Annotated in this window: 25 protein-coding genes; 17 read left to right on the forward strand and 8 right to left on the reverse strand. The window is 70.2% G+C overall.

The features are described from left to right. Positions 1-558: 558 nt before the first annotated feature. The 6 genes from fabG to ACWD4B_RS01200 all read left to right on the forward strand — a co-directional run bounded on the left by fabG (position 559) and on the right by ACWD4B_RS01200 (position 5,873). On the forward strand, positions 559-1,281 hold the full coding sequence (fabG, locus tag ACWD4B_RS01175; RefSeq protein WP_451418771.1) for a 3-oxoacyl-ACP reductase FabG: 723 nt from the start codon (positions 559-561) through the stop codon (positions 1,279-1,281). 98 nt (positions 1,282-1,379) lie between these two features. Next, positions 1,380-1,946 (forward strand): hypothetical protein, encoded by a 567-nt coding sequence (locus ACWD4B_RS01180; RefSeq protein WP_451418772.1) that lies wholly within the window; start codon positions 1,380-1,382, stop codon positions 1,944-1,946. Positions 1,947-1,959: 13 nt separating this feature from the next. After that, positions 1,960-3,174: an MAB_1171c family putative transporter gene (locus tag ACWD4B_RS01185; protein WP_451418773.1), complete on the forward strand. Its 1,215-nt coding sequence runs from the start codon at positions 1,960-1,962 to the stop codon at positions 3,172-3,174. Between the two features lie 314 nt (positions 3,175-3,488). Continuing rightward, positions 3,489-4,667 (forward strand): family 1 glycosylhydrolase, encoded by a 1,179-nt coding sequence (locus ACWD4B_RS01190; protein ID WP_451418774.1) that lies wholly within the window; start codon positions 3,489-3,491, stop codon positions 4,665-4,667. 229 nt (positions 4,668-4,896) lie between these two features. Then, the gene (locus ACWD4B_RS01195) at positions 4,897-5,055 is read left to right on the forward strand and encodes a hypothetical protein (protein ID WP_451418775.1); all 159 of its coding nucleotides are present in this window, start codon (positions 4,897-4,899) and stop codon (positions 5,053-5,055) included. A gap of 134 nt (positions 5,056-5,189) precedes the next feature. Further along, positions 5,190-5,873, forward strand: coding sequence for an HAD-IA family hydrolase (locus tag ACWD4B_RS01200; RefSeq protein WP_451418776.1), 684 nt, complete (start codon positions 5,190-5,192; stop codon positions 5,871-5,873). 92 nt (positions 5,874-5,965) lie between these two features. Here ACWD4B_RS01200 and ACWD4B_RS01205 read toward each other — a convergent pair whose 3' ends face one another. Then, positions 5,966-6,844, reverse strand: coding sequence for a helix-turn-helix domain-containing protein (locus ACWD4B_RS01205; protein ID WP_451418777.1), 879 nt, complete (start codon positions 6,842-6,844; stop codon positions 5,966-5,968). A gap of 321 nt (positions 6,845-7,165) precedes the next feature. Here ACWD4B_RS01205 and ACWD4B_RS01210 point away from each other — a divergent pair, with 321 nt between their 5' ends. The 11 genes from ACWD4B_RS01210 to ACWD4B_RS01260 all read left to right on the forward strand — a co-directional run bounded on the left by ACWD4B_RS01210 (position 7,166) and on the right by ACWD4B_RS01260 (position 16,209). Then, positions 7,166-7,393 carry a hypothetical protein gene (locus tag ACWD4B_RS01210; protein WP_451418778.1) on the forward strand — a complete coding sequence of 76 codons (228 nt, stop codon included), beginning with the start codon at positions 7,166-7,168 and terminating at the stop codon, positions 7,391-7,393. A 523-nt stretch (positions 7,394-7,916) separates the two neighbouring features. Further along, the gene (locus tag ACWD4B_RS01215; protein WP_451418779.1) at positions 7,917-8,996 is read left to right on the forward strand and encodes a hypothetical protein; all 1,080 of its coding nucleotides are present in this window, start codon (positions 7,917-7,919) and stop codon (positions 8,994-8,996) included. Beyond that, entirely contained in the window at positions 8,993-9,751 is a 759-nt protein-coding gene (locus tag ACWD4B_RS01220; RefSeq protein ID WP_451418780.1) for an ATP-binding protein, read from the forward strand. Before ACWD4B_RS01215 ends, ACWD4B_RS01220 begins: the two co-directional genes overlap by 4 nt. 127 nt (positions 9,752-9,878) lie before the next feature. Next, positions 9,879-10,514, forward strand: a complete 636-nt coding sequence (locus ACWD4B_RS01225) for a WhiB family transcriptional regulator (RefSeq protein ID WP_451418781.1) — start codon at positions 9,879-9,881, stop codon at positions 10,512-10,514. After that, a complete protein-coding gene (locus tag ACWD4B_RS01230) occupies positions 10,511-11,983 on the forward strand; it encodes a DUF2637 domain-containing protein (RefSeq protein WP_451418782.1) in 1,473 nt (490 codons plus the stop codon). The genes ACWD4B_RS01225 and ACWD4B_RS01230 overlap by 4 nt, the downstream gene beginning before the upstream one ends. Further along, positions 11,980-12,171 (forward strand): hypothetical protein, encoded by a 192-nt coding sequence (locus ACWD4B_RS01235; protein WP_451418783.1) that lies wholly within the window; start codon positions 11,980-11,982, stop codon positions 12,169-12,171. The genes ACWD4B_RS01230 and ACWD4B_RS01235 overlap by 4 nt, the downstream gene beginning before the upstream one ends. 98 nt (positions 12,172-12,269) lie before the next feature. Further along, entirely contained in the window at positions 12,270-12,506 is a 237-nt protein-coding gene (locus ACWD4B_RS01240) for a hypothetical protein (protein ID WP_451418784.1), read from the forward strand. Between the two features lie 302 nt (positions 12,507-12,808). Then, positions 12,809-13,165, forward strand: a complete 357-nt coding sequence (locus tag ACWD4B_RS01245) for a plasmid mobilization protein (protein WP_451418785.1) — start codon at positions 12,809-12,811, stop codon at positions 13,163-13,165. Next, positions 13,162-14,898: a relaxase/mobilization nuclease domain-containing protein gene (locus ACWD4B_RS01250; protein WP_451418786.1), complete on the forward strand. Its 1,737-nt coding sequence runs from the start codon at positions 13,162-13,164 to the stop codon at positions 14,896-14,898. Before ACWD4B_RS01245 ends, ACWD4B_RS01250 begins: the two co-directional genes overlap by 4 nt. Positions 14,899-14,981: 83 nt before the next feature. Continuing rightward, a complete protein-coding gene (locus ACWD4B_RS01255; protein WP_451418787.1) occupies positions 14,982-15,428 on the forward strand; it encodes a hypothetical protein in 447 nt (148 codons plus the stop codon). A gap of 79 nt (positions 15,429-15,507) precedes the next feature. Next, a complete protein-coding gene (locus ACWD4B_RS01260) occupies positions 15,508-16,209 on the forward strand; it encodes a hypothetical protein (protein ID WP_451418788.1) in 702 nt (233 codons plus the stop codon). 158 nt (positions 16,210-16,367) lie between these two features. On the opposite strand, the gene ACWD4B_RS01265 is transcribed toward ACWD4B_RS01260, so the two are convergent. The 7 genes from ACWD4B_RS01265 to ACWD4B_RS01295 all read right to left on the reverse strand — a co-directional run bounded on the left by ACWD4B_RS01265 (position 16,368) and on the right by ACWD4B_RS01295 (position 22,119). Beyond that, the gene (locus tag ACWD4B_RS01265; protein WP_451418789.1) at positions 16,368-17,144 is read right to left on the reverse strand and encodes a DUF317 domain-containing protein; all 777 of its coding nucleotides are present in this window, start codon (positions 17,142-17,144) and stop codon (positions 16,368-16,370) included. Beyond that, entirely contained in the window at positions 17,131-17,415 is a 285-nt protein-coding gene (locus tag ACWD4B_RS01270; protein WP_451418873.1) for a hypothetical protein, read from the reverse strand. Before ACWD4B_RS01270 ends, ACWD4B_RS01265 begins: the two co-directional genes overlap by 14 nt. 199 nt (positions 17,416-17,614) lie before the next feature. Further along, the gene (locus ACWD4B_RS01275) at positions 17,615-17,968 is read right to left on the reverse strand and encodes a DUF317 domain-containing protein (protein ID WP_451418790.1); all 354 of its coding nucleotides are present in this window, start codon (positions 17,966-17,968) and stop codon (positions 17,615-17,617) included. Positions 17,969-18,324: 356 nt separating this feature from the next. Then, on the reverse strand, positions 18,325-19,368 hold the full coding sequence (locus ACWD4B_RS01280; RefSeq protein ID WP_451418791.1) for a SpaA isopeptide-forming pilin-related protein: 1,044 nt from the start codon (positions 19,366-19,368) through the stop codon (positions 18,325-18,327). A gap of 49 nt (positions 19,369-19,417) precedes the next feature. Then, positions 19,418-19,912 (reverse strand): hypothetical protein, encoded by a 495-nt coding sequence (locus tag ACWD4B_RS01285; RefSeq protein WP_451418792.1) that lies wholly within the window; start codon positions 19,910-19,912, stop codon positions 19,418-19,420. A 34-nt stretch (positions 19,913-19,946) separates the two neighbouring features. Further along, on the reverse strand, positions 19,947-20,816 hold the full coding sequence (locus ACWD4B_RS01290) for a DUF317 domain-containing protein (protein WP_451418793.1): 870 nt from the start codon (positions 20,814-20,816) through the stop codon (positions 19,947-19,949). Between the two features lie 43 nt (positions 20,817-20,859). After that, the gene (locus tag ACWD4B_RS01295; protein ID WP_451418794.1) at positions 20,860-22,119 is read right to left on the reverse strand and encodes an ATP-grasp domain-containing protein; all 1,260 of its coding nucleotides are present in this window, start codon (positions 22,117-22,119) and stop codon (positions 20,860-20,862) included. Positions 22,120-22,234: the final 115 nt, after the last annotated feature.

The following is a 22,234-nucleotide window of genomic DNA, read 5'->3' on the forward strand; positions in this document are numbered from 1 at the left end:
GTCCAGTCATAGGACGCGCCGCACGGAGAGCAGGAGTGCTGTCGAGAAGTTCCGGCGTTTGCCCAGCTCAAGCTCCCTGTACCACTTAGCGCAGATGCCGAGGAGGTGGGCCACCTCGTGCTGTCACAAGCCAGGCTCGCTGCGGGCGCCGAAGGCAGCGTCGAAGCCGGGGATGTCCCGAGGGTCGAGGCGGGCGCGAGCCTGGCGTAGAACGCGGGTAATGGTTTGCTGATTCGATCTTGACGGGTTCATAACGGTCGCATCACAAGGTTCATGAGTTCTGTGTCACATCCCTCGACGTGATCCCGGGGCCGAATTCCGGGTTCGCTCGAGGCTAGCAGGGACGTTTTCCCAGGCCGGAAGGCGTGAGCCCCCGCCGAGAGGGACGTCGAACCGCGAACCTTCTGTCTACCTGCGGGTAGCCGGGGGAAGTGCCAGTTCCCCTCAGCGAACTTTTGCGGCTAACGGGGTCCAAAGTGCGCCATAGAGTCTGATCTGGCTGGAGCGCCGCCTAGCCAGCAGCTCCGCATTGCACTCGCTCTATAGGAAGGCCCTGTCGTGTCGCGCACGGTTTTGGTGACCGGGGGAAACCGCGGAATCGGCTTCGCAACCGCTCTGGCATTCGCCGAGAACGGTGACAAGGTCGCCTTCACCTATCGCAATGGCGAGCCGCCCGCCGAATTGATCAATCTCGCTTGCCTGCCGGTCCGCTGCGACATCACCGACCCGGAACAGGTTGAGGTTGCCTTCAAACAGGTGGAGGAGGCGTACGGGCCCGTGGAGGTCCTGGTGGCCAACGCCGGCATCACGCGCGACCAGCTGCTGATGCGGATGTCCGAAGACGACTTCACCTCGGTCGTCGAGACCAACCTCACCGGCGCGTTCCGGGTGGTCAAGCGCGCCAGCCGCGGGATGCTGCGGGCACGCCGAGGCCGGGTCGTCCTGATCCCCTCCGCAGTCGGCCTGCTCGGCGCCGCCGGCCAGGCCAACTATGCCGCCTCCAAGGCCGGCCTGATCGGTTTCGCCCGCTCCCTGGCCCGTGAGCTCGGCTCCCGCGGGATCACCGTGAACGTCGTCGCGCCGGGGCTGACCAACACCGACATGGCCGCCCAGCTCAGCGACGACAAGCAGGCGGAGATGCTCAAGCGGGACGTGCCGCTGGGCCGCAAGGCCGAGCCCTGTGAGATCGCCGCCGCGGTCCGGTTCCTCGCTAGCGACGACGCCGCCTACATCACCGGAGCCGTGCTGCCCGTCGACGGCGGCGCCGGCATGGGGCACTGACACCCCGCCCGTCCCCAGCACCACCAGGCCCCTGCACGCATCGCCTCTGCGCCCCGCCGCAGCTGCCGCAGGCGGCCACGAGCACCATAGGAGCGACCATGTGGTGGCGCAGCGAACCCTCACGCCGCGCTCTTGTGAGGGAATGCGAGCGGCTGCTCGCCGACCTTCCCCTGCCTGTTCCCTTCAGCGTCGAGGCGCTGGTGCACAACATGGAGCGCGCATTGGGCCGCCAGATTCGGCTCGTGCCGCTGGACGACCGCGATGCGCGACTGGGCACGGCGTGTGGTCTTCGGGTCAAGGTGCCCGAGGTCACGTTTGTGCTCGTCCGGCGGCGGGCGAGCCGCAATCAGACCGAACACGTCATCCTTCACGAGCTCGCCCACGAGTGGTTGGACCACGGAACCACGCTGACGCAAGCCGAGATCGAGCGGTACGTGCCCGAGCACATCCGGGAGGGGCTGCTGCGGCGTTTCCCCGCCGCCCTGGTCCAGGGGCGGCTCAGCTACGACACCCCCGAGGAACAGCAGGCGGAGCTGTCGGCTTCGCTGATCAAACGGTCCGCTCGCCGGCAGCCGGTCGCCGGCGAAGACATGGTCAGCCTCCTCGAGTCCTCGCTGTCCCACCCCGTTGCCCCGCTGCGTCGCGGCAAGCACGCAACTTCCTGAGGAGCACCATCACGTGCTTGCTTTCTTCGAGTACCTCACCCCAGCGGTGATGACCGTTGTCGCCGTGTGGCGCGTGCCGGCTGTTCGGTACGGCGATGCTCACCGCCGGGCCCTGTGGGGCGGCTACGCAGGATTCGCCCTGGCCTTGTGGTTCAGCGCACCCGCGGTGCACCACGCCCTGGACCGCCTCCCGGTCGTCGACCTTGAGGCGCTGCTCAAACACTTCGCCAGCACTGCTGCCATCCTGGCGGCCTTGACTTACGTCGCCACCAGCTACGGCAAGACCTCGGCACGCATGGCCGGCGTCTCCCGCTGGATCGCCCGTGTGGCGTACAAGGCCGGCGCGGTAGGTGTGGTGGTGCTGACCGTCTTGTTCTTCACCGTGGTGGACCGCAAGACGCCGAGCGCCGACTTCGTCACCGACCACGCCGGCCAGGGGGGCGCCGCGGTCTACATGAGCGTCTTCTACTTCTTCCCGCTCATCACCACTGCGGTCTGCGGCTGGCAATGGACGAGCGCGGCCCGGCGGGCCGAGACCACCAGCATGCGCATCGGATTGGTGCTGATGGCCATCTCGATGTGGATGGGCTTGATCTACGTAACGGCCCGTTTGACCTTGATCTGGGTGGCGGTCTCCGCTCCGTTGGACCCGGCCGTCGAGCAGGACGTCGTCGAAGCCTCGGCTATATGGATGAACGCCTTGTTCGTGATCGTCGCGGTGGGCGCGAGCATCCCCACCACCAAATCGGCCGCTGTCCGCTGGAGGACGTGGCGCACCTTGTACAGGCTGTACCCGCTATGGCGCGACCTGATGGACGCCTTCCCCGGCACCAGCTTGTACCCGCCAGGATCGCGTCTTCGCGAGGTCACCCGCGCACACACGACCTCCGACGTGCGCCTGGACCGGTGGACCCAGGACATCGCAGACGCCTCCGACAAACTGCGCTACTTCGCCCCGGCTGGACTGCTGTTCGCCGCCGAGGAAGCTGCCGCGTCACACCGCGACCACCAGCCGGCGGCAGAGGCGTACTGGATCAAGGCCGCGTTGCTGGCCGTCGCCGACCGGCAGCCGGGCCCTCAGCCTTCCGAACCGCTGCAGACCAAGCCGTTCGTCGACACCGACAGTGAAGCGGCCTGGCTGGTGCGGGTGCACAGGGCCTACTGCGAGATCACCACCTCCCAAGCCCAGCAGTTGCTCGCCCGAGCGGAGGAGGTACTGGGGGTATGAGCCGACCCGGCGGGCCCAGGATCGCCCCGGGATACCGGGATGGCCGACGCCTCATCGTGGGGAGTCCCGCCTCCGTCGACAGCGTCGCGCCCTCGGCTCGCTGCCGCGAAGTCGGTCGGCGGCCGGCGGCCGTGCAGCCAGCCAGCTGCACCACAACGTGACACAGTGATACGAGGACCATCCCCGCACAGCACACACCTAACCCGCGGCTCTTCGGTGTCTTCGAGAGCCCAGCCGTGACGCCTGTACCGGCGCGACGCGTCGTTCCGCCGTCGGGCGCCAAACCCGCCAGCACCGACCAGGAGAGCACGTTCATGACCACGTCCGCCCCCGCCTCCCCCGGTTTTCCCTCCGGTTTCTCCTGGGGAACCGCCAGCTCCGCCACCCAGAGCCAGGGGGCGACCCCGGCAGATAACTGGTGGGGCTGGGAGCAGGCCGGAAAGGCACCCCGCAGCGGCAACGGCAACGACTTCGACAAGCTCTACGCCTCGGACTTCGCGCTGCTGGCCGACTGGGGTCTCAACGAGTACCGGTTGTCCCTGGACTGGGCGCGGCTCGAGCCGCAGCCAGGCCGGCACGATCCCCAGGCGATCGAGCACTACCGGCAGATCCTCCTCGCCGGCCGCGAAGCGGGCCTGACCATGTGGGTCTGCCTCCTGCACACCGCCCTGCCGACCTGGTTCGCGGACGAAGGCGGATTCCTCTCCCCGACGGCCGGCACCACCTGGCTGCGGCACGTCGACTTCATCGCCGAGACCTTCGGCGACCTCGCCGGCGGCTGGATGCCGGTCAACGACCCCACCGCCTATGTCCAAAAGGCGTACCTGACCGGCGCCTTCCCTCCCGGTCACACCTCGCAGGAAGAATTCCTCACCGCCCTGCAAGCCGTCCACCAGGCCGACTTCGAAGCCGCGCTGCGGCTGCGCCAGGGCGGCAAGCCCACCTCCACCAACGAGGCCCTGGTACCGCTGCACCCGGCCGACAGCAGCGACGACGCAGCAGCTGCCACCGCCCTCATCGATTCCGTCGTGTGGGGAGCGTGGCTGAACCTGGCCCGGACACCGCGATACGAAAACGCGTTCGACAGGTACGGCTTCAGCTACTACTTCACCGCGGCGGTCAGCCCCTCGGGCGACCTCCTGCCCTACCCGGCGGGAGAACCAGTGGGGCCGCAGGGCTACGCGGCGTGGGCACCGGGCCTCGGCGAGGTCCTCACCAGGCTGAACACCGAGCTGCCGGGCAAGCGGTTCCTCGTCGCCGAGATCGGCTACGGCGGCGACGACGACACCGTGCGGGCCGCGTACCTGCAAGCCGCCCTCGACCAGGTCCGCAACGCCATCGCCGGCGGCATGGACGTCACCGGCGTCCACTTCTGGACCGGCGTGGACAACTACGAGTGGCTCAACGGATACGACGTGCCGTTCGGCCTCTTCGACCGGAACCGCGCCCCGCGGCCCAGCGCGCACATCATCCGGTCCATCATCGGCCGCTGATCCGACCCCGCGCAGGCGCCGAGATGTCCAGCGCCCCAATCGCCGCGTCGGCGTGCCTCACCTGGGCGCAGCGCCCGGGGCCTGGAGAACGGCACAAAGGCGATCTCGGGGATCGGCCCATGTCATGCACGCGCCCGGCTCCCCGATCGCCGATGTTCACTCGGTAGCCTGACCGGGCTCACCGGCTGGGCTTCGGCCCCGAGGTGGCGCTGCCGCTCTACAGCTCATCGTGGGCTTTCCGCTCGGATTCCTCGGGCGCCGCGGCGAACAGAGGGAGAAGACCCGGCTGCTGGCGGAGCACGGCCCGGGGCCGCAGACCGCCTGGTCCAAGGGCATGCAGCAGCAGGCCGTCATGGTGATCATCGTGGTGGCGCTGTTCGGTTCCTGACTCTCCATGTCCGCGTAGCCTGCGCTCGCCGACAGCGACGCCACCGGCACCGGCGAAAACCCTCCGGCCCTGGTCCCCGCCGGGCGGCCAAGCGCGTGATCGGCAACACGAGTCCTTATCACTGGAGTTCGCGCATGTCCCACCGCACCGGTCTCGTTCTCGACTTCGGCGGGGTGCTCACCACACCGCTGCTGCCCGCCGTGCTGAATTTCGAGCGGCGCGAGGGGCTGGCCGAGGGCGCGTGCATCACCGCGCTGTACCTGGACGAGGAAGGGACCCGGGGTACCCACGAGCTGGAGCGCGGTGCGATCACCCAAAACCAGTGGAACGAGGCCGCGGCGCCCCGGCTCGGGGTCGCCCCGGACAACCTGATGGGCAGGATCTTCGCCGATCTGCGCCCCGAGCCCCTGATGATCAACGCGGCTGCCGCCGCGCGACGAGCGGGGATCAAGGTGGGCGTCCTGTCCAACTCCGTCGGACTCGCCCCCTGGAACCTCTACGAGGGCTACGACCTCGACACTCTCTATGACGCGGTGGTGATCTCTGAGCACCACCGGATACGCAAGCCCGATCCGGAGATCTTCCAGGTCGCGCTGAAGCTTCTGGGGCTGCCCGCCGAGCAGTGCGTCTTCGTTGACGACACCGAAAGCTACCTTCCCCCAGCAGCCGATCTCGGCTTCGCGACGGTCCACGCGAAGGATCCCAAGCAGACGATCTCCCAGCTTGAAGACCTGCTCGGGGTACTCCTGGCCGGGGAGGTCTCTAGGACACCCGCGATGTATGGGCGGCCATGCCCTGGCGGCCGGACTTCGTGCTGACCGCAGCCGGCACGGCCTGGGGGCGGTCGCGGCGAGGCACTGCTGCCGTGAAGGGACTCTGTGAGCAGCGGGGCCCGCAATGGGGGCTGGCGTCAGGCGCCACCCTGCGCGTCGGGGAGCTTCTCCTGAAGTTCGGCAACGAGTTCGTTCATCTTGGCGATCATTCCAGCCGAAAGGCCAGCGCTGCTGCCGCGGGCTGCCAGGCCGAGGATCTGCCCTTCGTGGAGCGACCACAGGAAGCGCATGTTCTCCAGCACCTCCCTCACCGCGGGATTCACCTCCGCGTCGTCCTCGAAGAAGGCAGGCTCGATCTGAAACGCACGGGCCAGGCCGGCGCATATCACCGGGGAAGCGAAGGTTACGGTGCCAGTGCGCAGCGCGCGAACGTCGTCCGCCGTGGCGACGGTCGTGCCTGCCTCTTCGTTGATGGCCTGCGCGATCTCCGCATCGGTCGGGGGATCCTGGCCGAAGTAGGCATTCCCCAGGAGATAGTTGATCTTCTCCGCGACCGTGCGGGGGGCTCGAACACGCTCATCGGATTGCGCTGCGGCGGGGACGCCGAATGAGCGATCCTGCGCGGCCAGCAGCTCGTCGACGGTCACCCCGTAGGCGCCCGCCAGCGGCTTGACATAGGAGTCGTCCAGGCGAGCGATGCCGCGTTCGGCCTTGTACACGGGGATGTGGCTTTGCGCCCCGATGATCCGGCCTGTCTCGTTCTGGGCATAACCGGCATCGCACCGAAGGTCGGCGAGGTCTGGCGCACCGTCCCGCGGGAACAGCTCGTCCAGCGGCTTTCCCAGCGCCTTGGCGAGCATGGGCAGCTTGTGTGCATCGGGGACGGTCGCGCCGGTCTCCCACTTGGCAATTGCCCCGCGGCCGACGCCCATGGACTTGGCGACATCGTCCTGCCGGAGGTCGGCCGCCCGCCGCTCGGCGCGGACACGCGCGCCGTCGAACTGGCGTGTGGGCATCCCGACTCCTGCTGCTGCGTGACCTGCAAAAACGGACAATGAGGAAAGTTTAACCCCGCCGGTTGATCGGCACAGGCGCGTAACGTAACTTTGCCTATCAGAGCTGCTCGGCGCCCCGGACGGGTGTCTTAGTTTGCCAGTTCCTCATTTCTTGAAGCCCTCCGCCCCTCCATTCCGAGGAGCGGACCGTCGGACCCGGCCAGCTCGTGGCCTGAGAAACCCGTTGACCGGGTCCGGCACCATCCCCAATTGGAGACGTCTATGAGTGTGGCATCACCTGCCACCAATTCCCAGGCCAGCCGCCGGTTTCGGCGTTCGCTGGTGGCTGTATCGGCGGTGGCGCTGGGCGCGGGTGCGCTGCTGGCGCCGAGCGCGTCGGCGGCTGATCAGTGGGGCCCGGGCTTCCTGATCCCGGACTCCGCCGGACACACGAGCGCCTCGCACATCGGCGGCTACCGGTCCGCGGTGCCGGACGTCATCGCGTACCGCGCGGACCCGGGCCTGACCGGCCCGCAGGCCGCCGACGGCTACGGCGCGGTTGGCACCTGATGATCACCGCCGAGACGCTCGGCCGGACTCCTTGCGCCCACCTGGTGGCGGCCAACGCTTGGTGGCTCCGCGGCCAGGGATCGCGCACCCTCTCCGCGACTTGTGGAGAGTTCTTTAGCTAAGTCTGGATCTTGTCGCGGCCTCCGCATATGTTCGTCGTCCCCCGGGCGCCCGCCCGGGACGAAGCAACCGCGAGGAGTGATGTGCGAGCGCGCGAACCACTCGGGCCGAATAGGCCCGTAAACGACGTCGGCGCCTAGGAGACTGCAACTCCCAGGCGCCGACCGTCAGATGGAACTCTTGCCCCTGCCAGGGCCGGAGATTACCCACCAGTACCGCACCGGCCCTTTCCACGGGGCACACCGGCGCGGGTGTACTTCAGAGGAGAGTGTTGCATGCCGACTGCCCTGCACGAAAGGCCGGACATTCCGGCCTGCACGGCAGCCTGGGTCCGGTCCCCCCTTAACGCCCGGTTTCCGATGCCCCACGACGGGGACGGCCGTCAGCACGGGGGGAATGCCTAATGGCGCGGATTCGCACGATCAAGCCCGAGGCATTCGAGTCCGAGGACCTGGCCTCGGTCAGTGTCACCGCGGAACGGACCTTCTTCGGCCTGCTGACCCAGGCGGACGACGCGGGACGGTTCCGGGACAACGCGGCGGTCATCGCTGGTCGGCTCTGGGCGCTGCGCCCGGAGCACACGGCCACGCATGTCGCCCGGGACCTCGAAGAGCTGGCCACCGCCGGCCTGATCTGCCGGTACACCGGCTGTGACGGACGAGCCTGGCTCCACATCGTGACCTGGGACCAGCACCAGAAGATCAGCAAGGCCACCGCCTCCCGAGTGCCGAGCTGCCCGCGCCACCAGAGCAGCCACAAGTGCGGCAGGTGCCAGACGGCGGACTGCCGGGGATCCAGCCAGCCCCTCGCCCAGCAGTCCGCTTCGGCGACCGCTTCGGGAGTCCTCCGGGAGTCCACCCGAACCACTCCCGGAGGGCTCCACCAGCCGGTCCGGCAGGTGCAGACGCCGGCGCCGACGGCGGTGGACACGTCCGCCGAGACGCACACGCCAGCGGGCGACCGATTCGAAGCCACGCCCGACGGACCGGGAAAACCCGCAGGTCAAACGGGCTTCCCGGAACACTCCCGGAACACTCCCGGAGGACTACCGGAGGAGTCCGGGTCTGGATCTAGGATCATGGATCCTGGATCTGTCCTTACGGGGCGCGAGGCGCCCGAGCCCGCCACCTCCCCCGCTTCGGTCTCCGCCAAGGAACTGGTGGCCGAATACGTCCGGGGCTGCACCCGCCGACCGCCGGAGGACTTCCTCGGCCTGCTGGGCCGCAAGATCAACGTCCTGCTGGACGAGCGGTTCGCGCCGGACGACATCCGCGCGGCCATGGACCGCCTGCGGACCAAGGGCCTGCACGCCAGCCTCCTGCCGAGCCTGGTGAACGAGGTCGTCAACGCCGCGCCGCAACAGGCCGACTCGCCGGTGCGGTCCGCCTCCGGCGCGGGGCCCTGGGCCAGTAACCGCTCGGCCTACACCCCGTACCTCAACCCGACCCAGCCCGAGCCGACCACGTTCGGAGGCCGCCTGTGACCCGCTCCCGACTCGCCGACCCGCAGCTGGCCGTCCCCGATCGCCTCCGCGCCCGGCTCGAGGCGAAGCTCGCCGAACGTGGCATCGACCTCGCGACCGCGCAGGTGCCGGATACCCCCGAGCCGATCCCCGCGCTGGAAGCGGCGCAGGCCCGCATCCCCATCGACTACCGCGAGGCGATGCCCGCCCACCCGGACGTCATCCGGTGGGTGGGCTCCATCGCCGAGAGCGCGGTCGCGCCTCACGCCTCCGCCCTGCACCCGCACTTCGGCAGCACCGGCCGGCGGCAACTGGCCCACGGGCCCTCGCTGCTGCTGTGGGGCAACACCGGTGTCGGCAAGACCCACGAGGCGTACGGCGCCATCCGGGCTCTGACCGCCGCAGGGTGTGGCGTGCGGTGGCACGCGACCACGGCTGCCGACCTGTACGCCGAGATGCGGCCCCGCGCAGGCGTGGACCCGGAGTACCTGCTGCGCCGGATCGTCCGCGTGCCGCTGCTGCTCCTGGACGACCTCGGCGCCGCCAAGGGCTCGGAGTGGACCGAGGAGATCAACTTCCGGCTGCTGAACTGGCGGGCGCAGAACCACCTGCCGACGATCATCACCAGCAACCTGCCGCCGGTCCGCACATCGGCGATGGACCCCCGTCAGCCCGTGCTGCGCGACAAGATCGGCGACCGCGTCCTGAGCCGCTTGTCCGGCATGTGCGTCCCCATCGAATTCACCGGCCCGGACCGCCGCTTCCAGCGCCCCTGACCCGGCCTGCCCGATCCTGCCGACGCAGCGACCACGACGCGTCGCCCACGCCCCTGTCCCGCCTCACCGCTCCCGTCGCGCGCCACCGCAACCGCCCGGCGGCCGTGAGGCGTACCCGGAGACCACCTTGCGCTACATCACCACCGACGACGCCCCGCCCACGCCGCTGCGCGGCATCGCCGACCACAGCTGGCACGTGCACGGCCTGTGCCACGGCATGACGCCCGAGGACGCCGACGAGCTGTTCTTCCCCAAGCCGCGGGACCACCAGGCCATCGCCGAGGCCAAGTCGATTTGCAGCAGGTGCCCGGTCAAGCGCGACTGCTTCAACCACGCCCTCGACAACACGATCAAGGACGGGATCTGGGGCGGTCTGACCGAGGCCGAGCGCCGGCCCTGGCACGCCAAGATCAACAAAAGGCTGGACTACGCCCGAGTCCGCGCTGCCTTCCAAGGTCGCGACGTCCACCTCAGCGACGCCGAGCGCGAAGCCGTCACCCGCCACGCCTACGTCCGCGGCTGGAGCCCCGAACGCCTGGCCTACACCCTCCAGCTCGACCTCGACTGGGCCCGCGACCTGATGCGCAACGCCGCCCACGCCGTGGCAGACCGCGACCGGTACTGGGACCTGTACGACGACGAAGAGACCGACACCACCGACGACGAGCGCACCCCGCACGACGAGGACGAGCCGACCTCCTCGCCCGTCACCCGCCAGGTGCACACCCACGCCCTGATCGCCGCGCTCGGAAAGGCCGCATGACGAACCGCACCACCGCGCACTTCACCGTCGCTCCCGTCGGCGCCTGGGACCGCCTGGCCATCGTCGCCCTCGGCGCCGCCGGCTGCGCCCTGAGCTACGACGCCCTGCAGCAGATGGCCGTCGCCATCCACGTCCGCGGGTTCCTGACCTACCTCTTCCCGCTGGTGATCGACGGCTTCATCGCTTACGGTGTCCGCGCCCTGCTGGTGCTGTCAGCCGCACCGCTGCGCGCCCGGCTATACGTGTGGACGCTGTTCGGCACCGCGACCGCGGCGAGCATCTGGGCCAACGCCCTGCATGCGGTCCGGCTCAACCAGCAGACCGACCACGAGGGCCTGCGGCTCGGCGACACCGTGGTGGCCATCTTGTCCACCCTCGCCCCGCTCGCCCTCGCCGGCGCCGTCCACCTGTACATCCTCATAACCCGCCACCACCCCCAGCCCGCTCCGCTGGCGGAAGCGGCAACTGGCCGGGACCGGGATCAGTCGGTCCCCGTCCCCGAACAGGTCGTCGACGAGGACCGTCGGACCCGCCGGCTCCGTCTGGTCCCCGACCCGGTCGCTGGTCCCCACAGCGACCGGTCCCCTGCTGGGGACCGTCCCGCCGGAGAGCACGCGGGATCGCGTTCGGGGACCACCGTCCCGGTCCCCACAGAGGGCCGGGACCGCCCGGCGGTCCCCGAGATCCCCGGGGACGGGACGGCACCACGGCACCACCCCGCCGACGGGGACCGGACGGTAACCCGGCACCACCCTGCCGACGGGGACCGGGGACCGAGCAGCGACACCGCCCCCGAATCCGATGGGGACGGCACCACGGTCCCCGGAACGACCGCAGACCTGAACGCATCGGCCCCCAACACGCAGCGGCGCTCGGACGGTGCAGGCGGGGCCGGCGCAGGGCCGACAGGCGGAGAAGACAGCGCAGCTGCGGGGCCGAAGACCGGTGGTGACACCGGCGATCGGACCGAGACGGCCACGGTCCCCGGATGCGAGCCCACGGGGGACCGGGTTGAACCGGTCCCCGGGACCGACTCCCCCGATCCCCGCCCGGTCACCTCGGGAAACGGGGACGGGAGCAGCTTGGTCCCGGGGAACGAGCGGACCGGGGACGGTCCCCGCCCGACCCCCGTAAGCCAGGGCGAGGACCAAGCCGGCGCGGTCCCCGGCAACACGGCGAAGACGAAGGGGACTGGGGACCGCTCTGCGAAGGGGACCGGCGACCGGTCCCGGAGCAGCGCGGGCAAGCGATCGCGGCAGATGACGGAGGACGAGATCGTCCAGCGCCTGCGTCCCCACGTCCCCGCCGTACTGAAGCGGGACGGCAACAGCGAGGTCACCCGCGTCCAGCTGCGGCAGATCATGCGCGCCCAGCAAATCGCCATCCGCAACGACCGCCTCACGCCCGTCCTGCAGCGCCTGCGCAGCGAGACCGGCAGCACCACCATGACGAGGAGCAGTGCCCGATGAAGACCTGTGAGCGCTTCGCCCGGATCAAGGCCGGTTACGAGCAGGACATCCGCTTCCTGCGCAGTTACGCCGAGCGGAACCCGGGGACCGCGCCGGCGAAGACGAGCGCGAAGAACGCGTTCACGGTGAAGCGGAGCATGGCCCGAGCCCTAAGCCGGCATGTCGATCGCTGCCTGCAATGCGGCTGAGCCCGCAAAGACGCAGGTCATCCGCCTGCTCCTGGACTGGTTGGCCGCGGTGGCCCGGCACGTCGCCGGGCCACCGCCCGTAACGAAAGGGCCCTGCCATGCACCCCCGACAACCGCGCACGATCGCGGCGAGCGACGCCGAGGCCAGCGCCTGGGCGGACGTCCTGGTCCGCCACCGCCTCCTGCACTCCGCCGTCCAGGCCCCGAACGGCCAGTGGCTCGTCCAGCACACGCCCGACGCGCCGGTCCTCCTCGTCGACGGACCAGCCGCGATGATCGACCTCGCCGCCGGCATCCAGCACCTCACCCGCACGACCAGGACCCGTATCCGATGACGAACCCGAAAACGACCGCCACCCACACGCCAGGCGAGCCGGAGTCCAACTCGACCTCGGCGCGAGCAAGTTATCGCAAGAGCATTGCTCCCGCTGGGAGCAATGCTCTTGCCTCCCCCGCCCCTAGAGTGGCGGGAGCGGACCGGCACCAGGGGGCGCCGGTCCACCCGGATACGGCCGAGGGCGGACCGCATCCGGAAGGGGACCAGCAGCACACCTGTCACACCGCGCACTGCACGCACGCCGCGCCGTCGAAGCCGCACGTGCGCCAGCGTGAGCGCCTGCGCGACGAGAACAAGCGCATGCGCCAACCCAGTTGCCGCATGAACGACGACGAGTACCAGCTCCTCGTCCGCGCCGCGTCCACCTGCCACATGAGCGTCGCCAGCTTCCTCGCCCACGCCGCACTCAACGCCGCCCGCGACCTCGACCGCACCGCCGCCGAGATCGCCACCGAACGCGAAGTACTGACCGAGCTGTTCGCCGTGCGCCGACACCTCGGGCAGATCGGCAACAACCTCAACCAGGTGGCCAAGGCCACCAATGCCGGCGCCGACGTCCCGCACACCCGCGCCGTCCTCGACGCCGTCCACCGTGCCGCGAAGCGCGTCGAGACCTTCACCCAGCACTACCTGAACGACCAGAGCCGCGCCGCATGATCCCCCGAGTCCACAAGCGCGGCACCCGCACCCTCGGCCTGATCTGCTACCTGTACGGGCCCGGCACGCACGAAGAGCACGTCGACCCCCATCTCGTGGCGGCCTGGGACCCTCTCGCCCCCGACCCTGGCCGCGACCCGCAGGCCACGTACGCCGACCTCCAACGGCTCCTCGACCAGCCGGTGGACGCCCTCGCCAAGAGCCGCCGCCCGGCCAAGCACGTGTGGCACCTGTCGGTCCGCGCCGCACCGGAGGACCCCGTTCTCTCCGACGAGCAGTGGGGCGCGATCGCCCGGCGCATGGTCGCGGCCACCGGCATCGCCCCCGACGGCGGCGACGCCGCTTGCCGGTGGGCAGCCGTCCGCCACGCCGACGATCACATCCACATCATCGCCACCCTCGTCCGCGAGGACGGCCGCAGGCCCCGCCTGAACAACGACGCCGGCCGCGCCCAGGCCGAAGCCCGTCTCATCGAGGCCGAGTACGGGCTCAAGCGACTCAACGTCGGGGACGGAACCGCCGCCCAGCGGCCCACCAGCGCCGAACGCCACAAGGCCGAACGGCAGCAACGCGAGTGCACTCCGCGCGAGGAATTGCGGGAGACCGTGCGTCGAGCCGTCGCCGGCGCCGGCAGCGAGGAGGAGTTCTTCGACCGGCTGGCCGCCGCCGGCCTGCTCGTCCGGCGGCGCATCGCCCCCTCCGGTGACCTGCTCGGCTACACCGTCGCGCTGCCCGACGACCGCAACAAGGACGGAGAGCCTGTCTTCTACTCGGGGTCCAAGCTCGCCCCGGACCTGTCGCTGCCCCGCATCCGCGAACGCTGGTCCGCCGACGTTGATGCCGATCAGGGCCAGGGCCACGAGGCACCCCCGCATCGAGACCGTCGCGCGGTCGGGAACGACCCGGCATCCGCACGGCGTCGTGCGGCCACTGCCGCGTGGCAGGCCGTGCTGATCATCGACCACGGCGACGACGCCGCGGTCGCTGCCCAGATCGCGGCGGCCGGCGAGGTCCTGGACGCGCTCGCCAAGACCTCCGCTGCCCACACCCGTAAGCAGCTGCGTGAGGCCGCCTTCGCCTTCGAGAGGGCCTCGCGGTCGCACGTCCGGGCCGAGCGCGGCCACGATCGTGCCCTGCGGCAGGCTGCCCGCGACCTGGTCTACAGCGGGCCGGCGCTGGGCCGCGGGGAGGACGGGGCCACCACCGCGATGCTGATCGACATGGCGTTCTTCCTCGTGATCGCCGCCGCCCACTGGCACGGGAAGAAGGAGCACGCCCAGCAGGCCGCCGCCGCCCGCCAGGCCGCCGAGCACCTGCGCGCTGCCTACCGGGCAGTCGCCGGGACTCCCATGGCCGTGCTCCACCAGCGGGGCCGCCACCTCGCCCAGTCCCTGCAACGGCGGCACGCAGCCACCGTTCGCACGGCCCTGCCCGACCTCGCCGAGCAGGTGCTCGCCGAGCCGGGCTGGTACGCCCTGGTCGCCACCCTGGCCGACGCCGAAGCCGCCGGCCACGACCCCACGACCCTGCTCGCCGAAGCCGCCGCCCGCCGGGAACTGGATACCGCCGAATCGGTCAGCGACGTGCTCGTGTGGCGGCTGCGCCGCATGGCCGACCTGCCCGCCGACGCCTCCGCGGCGCCCATGACCGGCCAGAGCACCTCGGCGGAGTCCGCACCGCGAGCTGCACGCACGGCCGGGGGCCGTCCCGACCAGCGCCGGGGGCGCCGGTAAGTTACGGCATTCGTGAGTTGCAGCAGGTCAGAGAGGTGAGGCACGCTCATTGCGGCCCACGAGGACGACGTGAGGGAGACGGGATGTTCGGCCGCAAGCGCGCCATACAGGAACTGCGCGAAATCCAGCAGGAGACGGCGCAATGGCTCCAGGCGCACCCGGAGCTGCCCTTCGCCGAGGCCCCTGCGCCCGTGCCGACGCCAGCCGGCCCGGTCAGCACTCCGGCCGCGGAGGTGGACGACTTCCTGCCGCCGGACCTGCGGGTGCCCTCCCGGGACGAGATCGCCGGGATGATGATGCGCTACGACAAGCCGCTCGTCATCGACGGCGAGGTCCGGTCCTGCCCGCAGTGCGGCGCGTACCGCGACTGGATCCTTCTGAGCGTCCACGCCGAGGTGTGGCTGCGCTGCCGCGCCGGCCACGAGACCCTCGAGCCCCGGCTGGACGCCGCCTGGTACAACCGCAATTCCGGCCCGATGGACCGTATGCACGCCACTCTCGAAGACGGCCTGAAGCACCTCGGCCACTGATCCCTTGCCCGTCCATCCGCTGGATCCTCGCGGTCCAGCCCATAGTCAGCCCTTCCGCTCCACCCCAGGGGTCAACTTCATGCGTCTTCGCACCACCGCCTCCGTCCTCGGCCTGACCGCCCTGACCGTCTTCACAGTGCCGGCCTGCTCCAGCGACCAATCCTCTCCGACCCACACCGCCTCGGCCCCCTCCTCGGCACAGCCGAAGAACAGCACGGACGTCAAGCCGGCCGTGCCGTTGGCCTCCGCTGCACTGCGCGAGCGCCTGCTGGACGAGACCGACCTCGGGCCCGGGTACACCCGCAAGCCGGAGAGCACCTCCGACCGCGACGACGTCACCGTCACCGGCTGCCCTGCCCTGGAGAAGCTGGGCACCGACGCGGCGGCCGGCGGCTCCCTCGACTTCCCCAACAAGGCGAAGGCGTCGTTCACCTACAACGGCAGCAGCGACTCGGAGATCTCCGAGGAGCTGTACAGCGACACCGAGGCCCAGGCGTCCAGCAGGACCCGGCAGATCTTCGACGCCATGGTGTCGTGCCCCAAGTACCAGGTCGTGGTGGGCAGCACGCCCATCGACATGGCCACGCAGAAACTGTCCGCCCCCAAGCTCGGCGACGAGCAGTGGAGCCAGCTGCTCACCTTCAACGTCGGAGGCAGCAGCAGCGTGGTGAAGCAGACCGCCATCCGCACCGGGACGACCGTCATAGTCGTCTCCGGGGCGCCCGGTCTGGTCGACTCGCACCTGGACAAGGCGCTCAAGAAGGCCCAGGCCGCCAGCTGACCTTCCCCGGACAGGACGATGCCCCTGTCGCCGCCCTCGCGGGCAGCGGCAGGGGCATCGGCGTTCGGTCACCCGCAACCGGTCGACGGCCAAGAAAAGGCAGAAAGCCGCCGTCGCACGAGCGACGGCGGCTTGGGCACTGCAATGAGGCGACCAGGTCAGCCGGTCGGGATGACGGTGAGCCGCCCCGCCACGCTCTCGGGCAGCGTGTGCCGCAGGACGGGGACCGGTGAGGCGAGCGAGGAGGCGAAGGCGGCGACCAAGTCGTGCGGCACGCTGGCACTGAAGGTGGCACACCACAGATACGGGTCCCCCAACACCGGTTCCGCCCATGCCTGCCAGCCGGCCAGGTCGGGGCGCGGGTCGGCGTCGTGGACGAGGTCCGGCAGCGGCTCGAGCGAGACGCTGGAGGTGAACTCAGAATCCGTGGCGGTTGTAACGGGACGGTCGATGTCACGGATCCACCCCTGGGCGGTCAATGCCGCGAGAACCGTTTCCGGCCCGTCGAAGCCGGCGTCGGGTTCAGCGCGGGCGTCGAGCGTGAGCAGGAAGTCGGCCAGCGCTTCGAGTGGGGTGCCGGTGGTGAAGTACGCGTTCCACTCCGTCATGGCGCTGGCCGGGTGGGCGCGGGCGGAGATCTGCCAGGCCACCGGCAGTCCGCCCAGCTCGAAGGGGTAACTGGCCAGGATCCATTCGGCGCCGCGCAGCTCGTCCGGGCTCACATAGAGCAGGGTGTCACGAGCCGTTGGCCAGCTTCGCCAGCCGGCGCCGGTGAGAAGGGTGCCGATCTGCTCGGCGAGTCGGCCGTCGTCGCCGGCAAGGTGGCGCGGGCTGACCCAGTAGGCCGGCTCGGCGGAACTAGGGGTGGACGGGTCGAAGGGACGGTGCGAGTTCAGGGGCGCCTCCGGAAGGTCGGGGTGTTCACTGGCCATCATCGGCGGGACGAATTGTCCCGCGTCGCCTGCGCCGCGGAGCGTCTACGGGCTCCTGCCAGGTGAGCCGTACGGCGACTTCGGGCGGAAGGTGTCCGTGCTGCTCGGCCTCCTTGTCCTCGGCGAGGAAGACCACCGGCCGCCCGTTCTCGTCCCGGCAGGCGACCACATCGGCGACCTGGTGAGCCATCGGGAAGAACGGGTTGATGGCCAGGCGGACCGTCGCGTCGCGATCGCAGGCGGACAGGCGGTCGATCAGTTCGCCGACCGTCATCTCCGGCGTGTGCGCGTTCAACTCGGTTCTCCTTGCGGTGGAGGGCTGGGGTCCTTGGCGGAAGGGGCAGGGTACGAGCCGCGTGCGACCAGAGCGTGTACGCGGCGCGGGGGCCTGGGATGAGAGGAAGGCCGACGTCGGACTGGTGGCGGACACAGCGAGCGCGGCTTTTGTGTCCGTCCGGGTAACGTGCGCTGCCTCACAAGCAGCGGGAGGTGGCCAGGACGCAGGCCACGGCAGCAGCGACGACCTCAGCGGGGGTCTCCGTGCCAAAAGAGACGTGGTAGCCGGGTACCTTGGCGGTCCCCGTGACGGAGAGCCTCCAGCCCTCACCGTCGGTACCGGGCCGGCCGGTGGGGAACCAGCCGAGGTAGAAGCGTCCATCCTTGCTGCCGATGTGGACATCGGCGCGGTCGTCCACGATCAGGTTGAAGTCCTCGGCGCGGAACTGGTCGGTCACGAGCGTCGGCTGCCCGGGCCCCAACCGCCACCGGCGCAGTCGCAGCGACTCGACGGTCGTGGAGAATCCGGGGCCGGCAACATCCACGGTCATGGGCAATCACCTCTCTGACCTGCGGTTTCTTGGGGAAGAGGTCTACGTTGACATGCGTTCGCAGCGTTGGCCAGTCCCTTCGGGATCTTTCCTGTCTGCCCGAGGCGAACTGGCAGAACAGAGCCGGATCGCAAGGGCGGCGTCTTCCCTAGATGACGTCGCCCTCCTCATCGCGCAGGCCCGGCCCGTCGCTCCGCCGACGCGGAGATGAGCGCGGCTGCAAACGCCAAAGCCCCAGGAATCCGTTTGAGGATTCCTGGGGCTGAGGGGGCAAGAGCGCGTGGGGTCAGCATCGCCACGTGGCGATCCGCCTCACCCGGCGCCAGGCTCGTCAGCTGCGGATGGCCACGCTGCGGTCAGTCCTGGTCGGTCCGGTTGTTCTGGTCCTCGTCGTCCGCTTCCCTGCTGCGGCGGCGGATAGCTATGACCGCGGCGGTGCCGGTGGCCAGAAGGATTCCCGCGCCGCCGAGCAGCCACGGGGTCGCGTCGGCGCCGGTGTGGGCGAGGGAGCCCTCCGGCTCAGGTGCTGCGGTGCTGGAAGTGGTCTTGTCCGCGAGCGGGGTGTCAGAGGGGGACGGCGACGTCGCGGTGCCGGAGGGGGTCGGCTTGTCCGGCGTCGGCTTACCCGACGGCTTGTCCGGGGTGGTCGTGTCCGTGGACGGCGGAGTCGTGGGCGGCTTGGTCGGCTCCTCCTTCGGCGTATCGGCGAGGGTGACGGTCACCGGTGCGCCGGGCTTCGCGGTGATCTCCACCGGCTTGGCGTCCAGCTTGTAACCGGCGGGGGCCTTGGTCTCCGTGGCGGTGTACTCGGTGCCGCTGCGGGAGGAGACGGGGAGCTTGGCCGAGGCCGTGCCGTCCTTGCCCGTGGTGAGAGTGACTGCGTCCCCCTTATCAGCCGGCGCAATGTTGATGACCGCACCGGCCAGTGGCTTGCCCGTGGCCTTGTCGGTCTTCTTGACGGTCAGGTCGGCAGGCTTGAACGGGTCGATGATCGTCAGCGGTGCATCCTGGCCGGCGGTGACGATGACGTCCTGGTCCGGGACGAGGTCGTGGAGGGAACTACCGGTGGAGGTCTCCTTGAGGCGGTACACCCCGGGGGTGACGCCTTCGAAGCGCAGGATTCCTTCGCTGTTGGTCTTTCCCTGAAGAGCCTTCGTTCCGTTGACGGTGTCGAGGAGGCTGAACTGGGCGCCCTCCAGGACGGCGCCGCTCGGATCCTTCTTGGTGATCTGGACACCGCCCGTCGGCGTGTCCGGCGCGGTGCTCGCGGGGGCCGTCATGGTCGGGGCGGGTTCGGGGGCGTGGGCGGAGGCGGTCGGGGCCCAGGCCAGGGTGCCGGTGACAGCGGCGGCAACGGTGAGGGCCGCAGCATGGAGGTGGCGGGCGGGATGGGTGTGCAAGTAGGGACTCTCCAGGGAAGGGGCAAAGCTGCCCGGTGGGTGAGGGGGGTCAGCGGGTGCGGGATGCCGGGCGGCCGACTGGTGCGGCCGGTGGCCTTCCGGCCGTGAGGGCAGACGATGTGCACTGCGGAGCGGCAGTCGGGGTGGCGCCGGGGAACCACACCTGCGCGTACTGTTCGATCGCGCGGCGCAGGCCGCGGACGTCGGCTCCCTTCCAGGGCGGTTCGCCGTCGCGGTGCCAGTCGCGGATGCGCGCGTATCCGTCCTGGCCAGGCCGTACGTCCCGGGCGGCATCCCGCTGGGCGAAGGTGCCATGGTCGGCGAAGGTGAGGATGGCGGTGTCCACCACCCCCTGCTCGGGGTGGATCGCCTGCAAGCGCAAGCCGTCGTACTGGCCGTGGAAGATGGTGGGCGCGAAGGCGATTCTCAGCCGCAGAGCAGACCCGGGCGTAGGCGTGGCGTAGTAGGTGTTCCCGACGACGCTGCCGTCGTCGAAGGGCAGCGCGAGGTGCTCGATGAAGAACTGCTGCGCGTTCAGGGACATGGGACGAAAGCCTTCTGGCGGAGGGATGCGAGGGTCAGCGGCGAGCACCGCCGGTACGGGTCGCCGGTGGAGCGGGGGCCCGCGACGCGGTGCTCCAGCGCGGAACGCTGACGGTGCCGAGTGCCGGTGGGCGACGGACGACGTTGCGTTGTACGTCGAGGGGGGTGGGCACCGGAGGCGGCGGTGGTGTGACGGGGGTGAGCTGGGCGGCCTCGCGCAGGGAACGGAGCATCCCGTCCTTCCAGCGCGGCAGCGGCGCCGGATCGGCGACCGCTGTGGTGATCGCGGTGACCAGGTGCACGGGGGTGTTGGAGGAGGCGGTGGCGTACCAGCGGGGTCCGGCCGGTCCGCCCCACATGTACCAGCGGGCCTCCAGAGTGGTCAGTTCGCGCTCGTGGTCGAGCTTGCCGGTGGTGTACTCCAGGCCGGCCATGCCGTCGGCGCTCTTCAGCTCCATGACGCCCCACCGGGGGTGCTGCAGCTGCCAGCCGCGGTTGATCAACGGCACGACCGCGTTGAACGCTGACGCCTCGGAGTCGGCTGGGCCGGGGCCTGTCAGGTAGGCGTCCGGGCCGTCGGCGTACGCCTCGGCCAGGGCGGTGGTGAATGCGGTCACGAACTCCGTCGGTGCCATGTCGTTGAAGCAGACGCCCCAATGCGGCTGGGCGAAGGCGTCGGTATAGGCGCTGATGCGCCACAGTCCGTCGTCGTCGCCTTCGGGCAGGTAGCCCAGGCGCACTTTGCGGTCCGGGGAGGAGAGATAGACGTTGCCGTCCTCGTTGTCGCGCATCTCCCAGCCCAGGTCGAGCAGGGGCTCGAGGGCGGGGTCGCCGGTGAAGGTGCTGCCGGCCAGGTAGCGGGGAGAGACGAAGACGTCTCCTTCGATCGTGTCCGATTCGGTCATGGGCATTTCCGGTGCGGGTATCGGGCGTGTGGACGCGGTCGGTTCACGCGGCGGGAGCGAGGGCTGGGCGGAGGGCGACGACGATGGTCAGCTGCCGGCAGGCTTCGTCGGCCCGGGCCTGGGCGACGGCGCCGGTGGGCCCGGTGGTGACGAGGAACCCGATGCGGGCAGTGAACATGTCGCCCTGTGGAGGCAGGAGGACCTCATCGCCGGGCCGGCGCTGGAAATGGACGCGCTCCAGCCACGGTGTGGTCTGCACGAAGCGTCTGCTGGCGAGGTGGCGGGCGGAAAGGATGCCGGAGGCTTCCGGATAGATCATGCGGATCGCCGCTGCCTGGTGCTGGGTGGGCGTGAGGTCGGGGGTGCGTCCGCAGGCAAGGTCGGCGGCGGCCCGCGGCAGGTCCACGCCAGTGGCGAGGTGGACCAGGTGGCCGATCAGGTCGCCGGCGATCCGGGCGTTGACCTCGATGAGGCGAGGACGGCCGTCGACCAGGCGCATCTCCACGTGGCTGACACCGTCGCGGATACCGAGGGCCGCGATGGCCGCAGCGGCTGCCGGGGTCACCGTGGCGAGGAGGGAGTCGGCTGCGTCGACGGTGTGAGCCAGCTCCTCGAAGTACGGCTCCATGCCTACGGTCTTGCGGGTGACGGCCACGGCGGTGGTCCTGCCCTGGTGGGTGACGCATTCGACGGACACCTCGGGCCCGTCGAGGTACTCCTCGACCAGGATGTGGCGGCTCTCCACCCCCTGGCCGGCCGCGTTTGCGGCGAAGGCGTACGCCTCGGCGAGATCGGATGGGGTGTCGACTCGGATGACGCCGACGCTGGCAGCGTGCGCTGCGGGCTTGAGGACAACCGGGTAGCCGATCCGTTCCGCCGCGCGAGCCGCCTCGGCGGCGGTGCGTACGCGGAGGGAGGCGGCAGAGGGGACGCCGTGGCGCGCGAACAGCGAGCGGGCGGTGGCCTTGTTGCGGCAGCCCTGCATCACCTCCGGCGCGTTGGTCGGCAGGCCCAGGTCCCGGGCGAGGCGGGCAACGGGGACGAGGTACCACTCCGTCCACGTCATCACCCCGGCCAGCGAGTGCCGCCGGGACAGGGCGCGGCCCGCTGCGAACAGTGCCTGCTGGTTCACGGGATCGGCGACTTCGTAGTCGGTGATGAAGTCCCGCTCCCAGGTGGGCTCGGCACCGGTGATGAGGACGACGTCGTAGACGGCGGCCACGCTTTCGAGGCAGTACCCGCGGTACGCCTGGGCGTCCCGGTCGGCGGCGGCAACAACGAGAACAACGGGGCGGGAGGACAAAGCAACTCTCCAGACGGGACGGTGGACGTGATGGGCGGAAGCCGGCAGAGCGCGGTGGCCGGGTGTGCGGTTCAGGGCGTCCGGCGACGGCGCAGCTCGAAGGCGGAGGTCCAGT

The sequence above is a fragment of the Streptomyces sp. NPDC002536 genome (genome assembly GCF_053594995.1).

Bases quoted from the DNA above. Each gene is read 5' to 3' on its own strand.
- ACWD4B_RS01180 (WP_451418772.1), top strand. From the start codon at position 1,380: ATGTGGTGGCGCAGCGAACCCTCACGCCGCGCTCTTGTGAGGGAATGC.
- ACWD4B_RS01190 (WP_451418774.1), top strand. From the start codon at position 3,489: ATGACCACGTCCGCCCCCGCCTCCCCCGGTTTTCCCTCCGGTTTCTCC.
- ACWD4B_RS01200 (WP_451418776.1), top strand. From the start codon at position 5,190: ATGTCCCACCGCACCGGTCTCGTTCTCGACTTCGGCGGGGTGCTCACC.
- ACWD4B_RS01205 (WP_451418777.1), bottom strand. From the start codon at position 6,844: ATGCCCACACGCCAGTTCGACGGCGCGCGTGTCCGCGCCGAGCGGCGG.
- ACWD4B_RS01215 (WP_451418779.1), top strand. From the start codon at position 7,917: ATGGCGCGGATTCGCACGATCAAGCCCGAGGCATTCGAGTCCGAGGAC.
- ACWD4B_RS01230 (WP_451418782.1), top strand. From the start codon at position 10,511: ATGACGAACCGCACCACCGCGCACTTCACCGTCGCTCCCGTCGGCGCC.
- ACWD4B_RS01235 (WP_451418783.1), top strand. From the start codon at position 11,980: ATGAAGACCTGTGAGCGCTTCGCCCGGATCAAGGCCGGTTACGAGCAG.
- ACWD4B_RS01240 (WP_451418784.1), top strand. From the start codon at position 12,270: ATGCACCCCCGACAACCGCGCACGATCGCGGCGAGCGACGCCGAGGCC.
- ACWD4B_RS01245 (WP_451418785.1), top strand. From the start codon at position 12,809: ATGCGCCAACCCAGTTGCCGCATGAACGACGACGAGTACCAGCTCCTC.
- ACWD4B_RS01250 (WP_451418786.1), top strand. From the start codon at position 13,162: ATGATCCCCCGAGTCCACAAGCGCGGCACCCGCACCCTCGGCCTGATC.
- ACWD4B_RS01255 (WP_451418787.1), top strand. From the start codon at position 14,982: ATGTTCGGCCGCAAGCGCGCCATACAGGAACTGCGCGAAATCCAGCAG.
- ACWD4B_RS01260 (WP_451418788.1), top strand. From the start codon at position 15,508: ATGCGTCTTCGCACCACCGCCTCCGTCCTCGGCCTGACCGCCCTGACC.
- ACWD4B_RS01265 (WP_451418789.1), bottom strand. From the start codon at position 17,144: ATGATGGCCAGTGAACACCCCGACCTTCCGGAGGCGCCCCTGAACTCG.
- ACWD4B_RS01270 (WP_451418873.1), bottom strand. From the start codon at position 17,415: ATGACGGTCGGCGAACTGATCGACCGCCTGTCCGCCTGCGATCGCGAC.
- ACWD4B_RS01275 (WP_451418790.1), bottom strand. From the start codon at position 17,968: ATGACCGTGGATGTTGCCGGCCCCGGATTCTCCACGACCGTCGAGTCG.
- ACWD4B_RS01285 (WP_451418792.1), bottom strand. From the start codon at position 19,912: ATGTCCCTGAACGCGCAGCAGTTCTTCATCGAGCACCTCGCGCTGCCC.
- ACWD4B_RS01290 (WP_451418793.1), bottom strand. From the start codon at position 20,816: ATGACCGAATCGGACACGATCGAAGGAGACGTCTTCGTCTCTCCCCGC.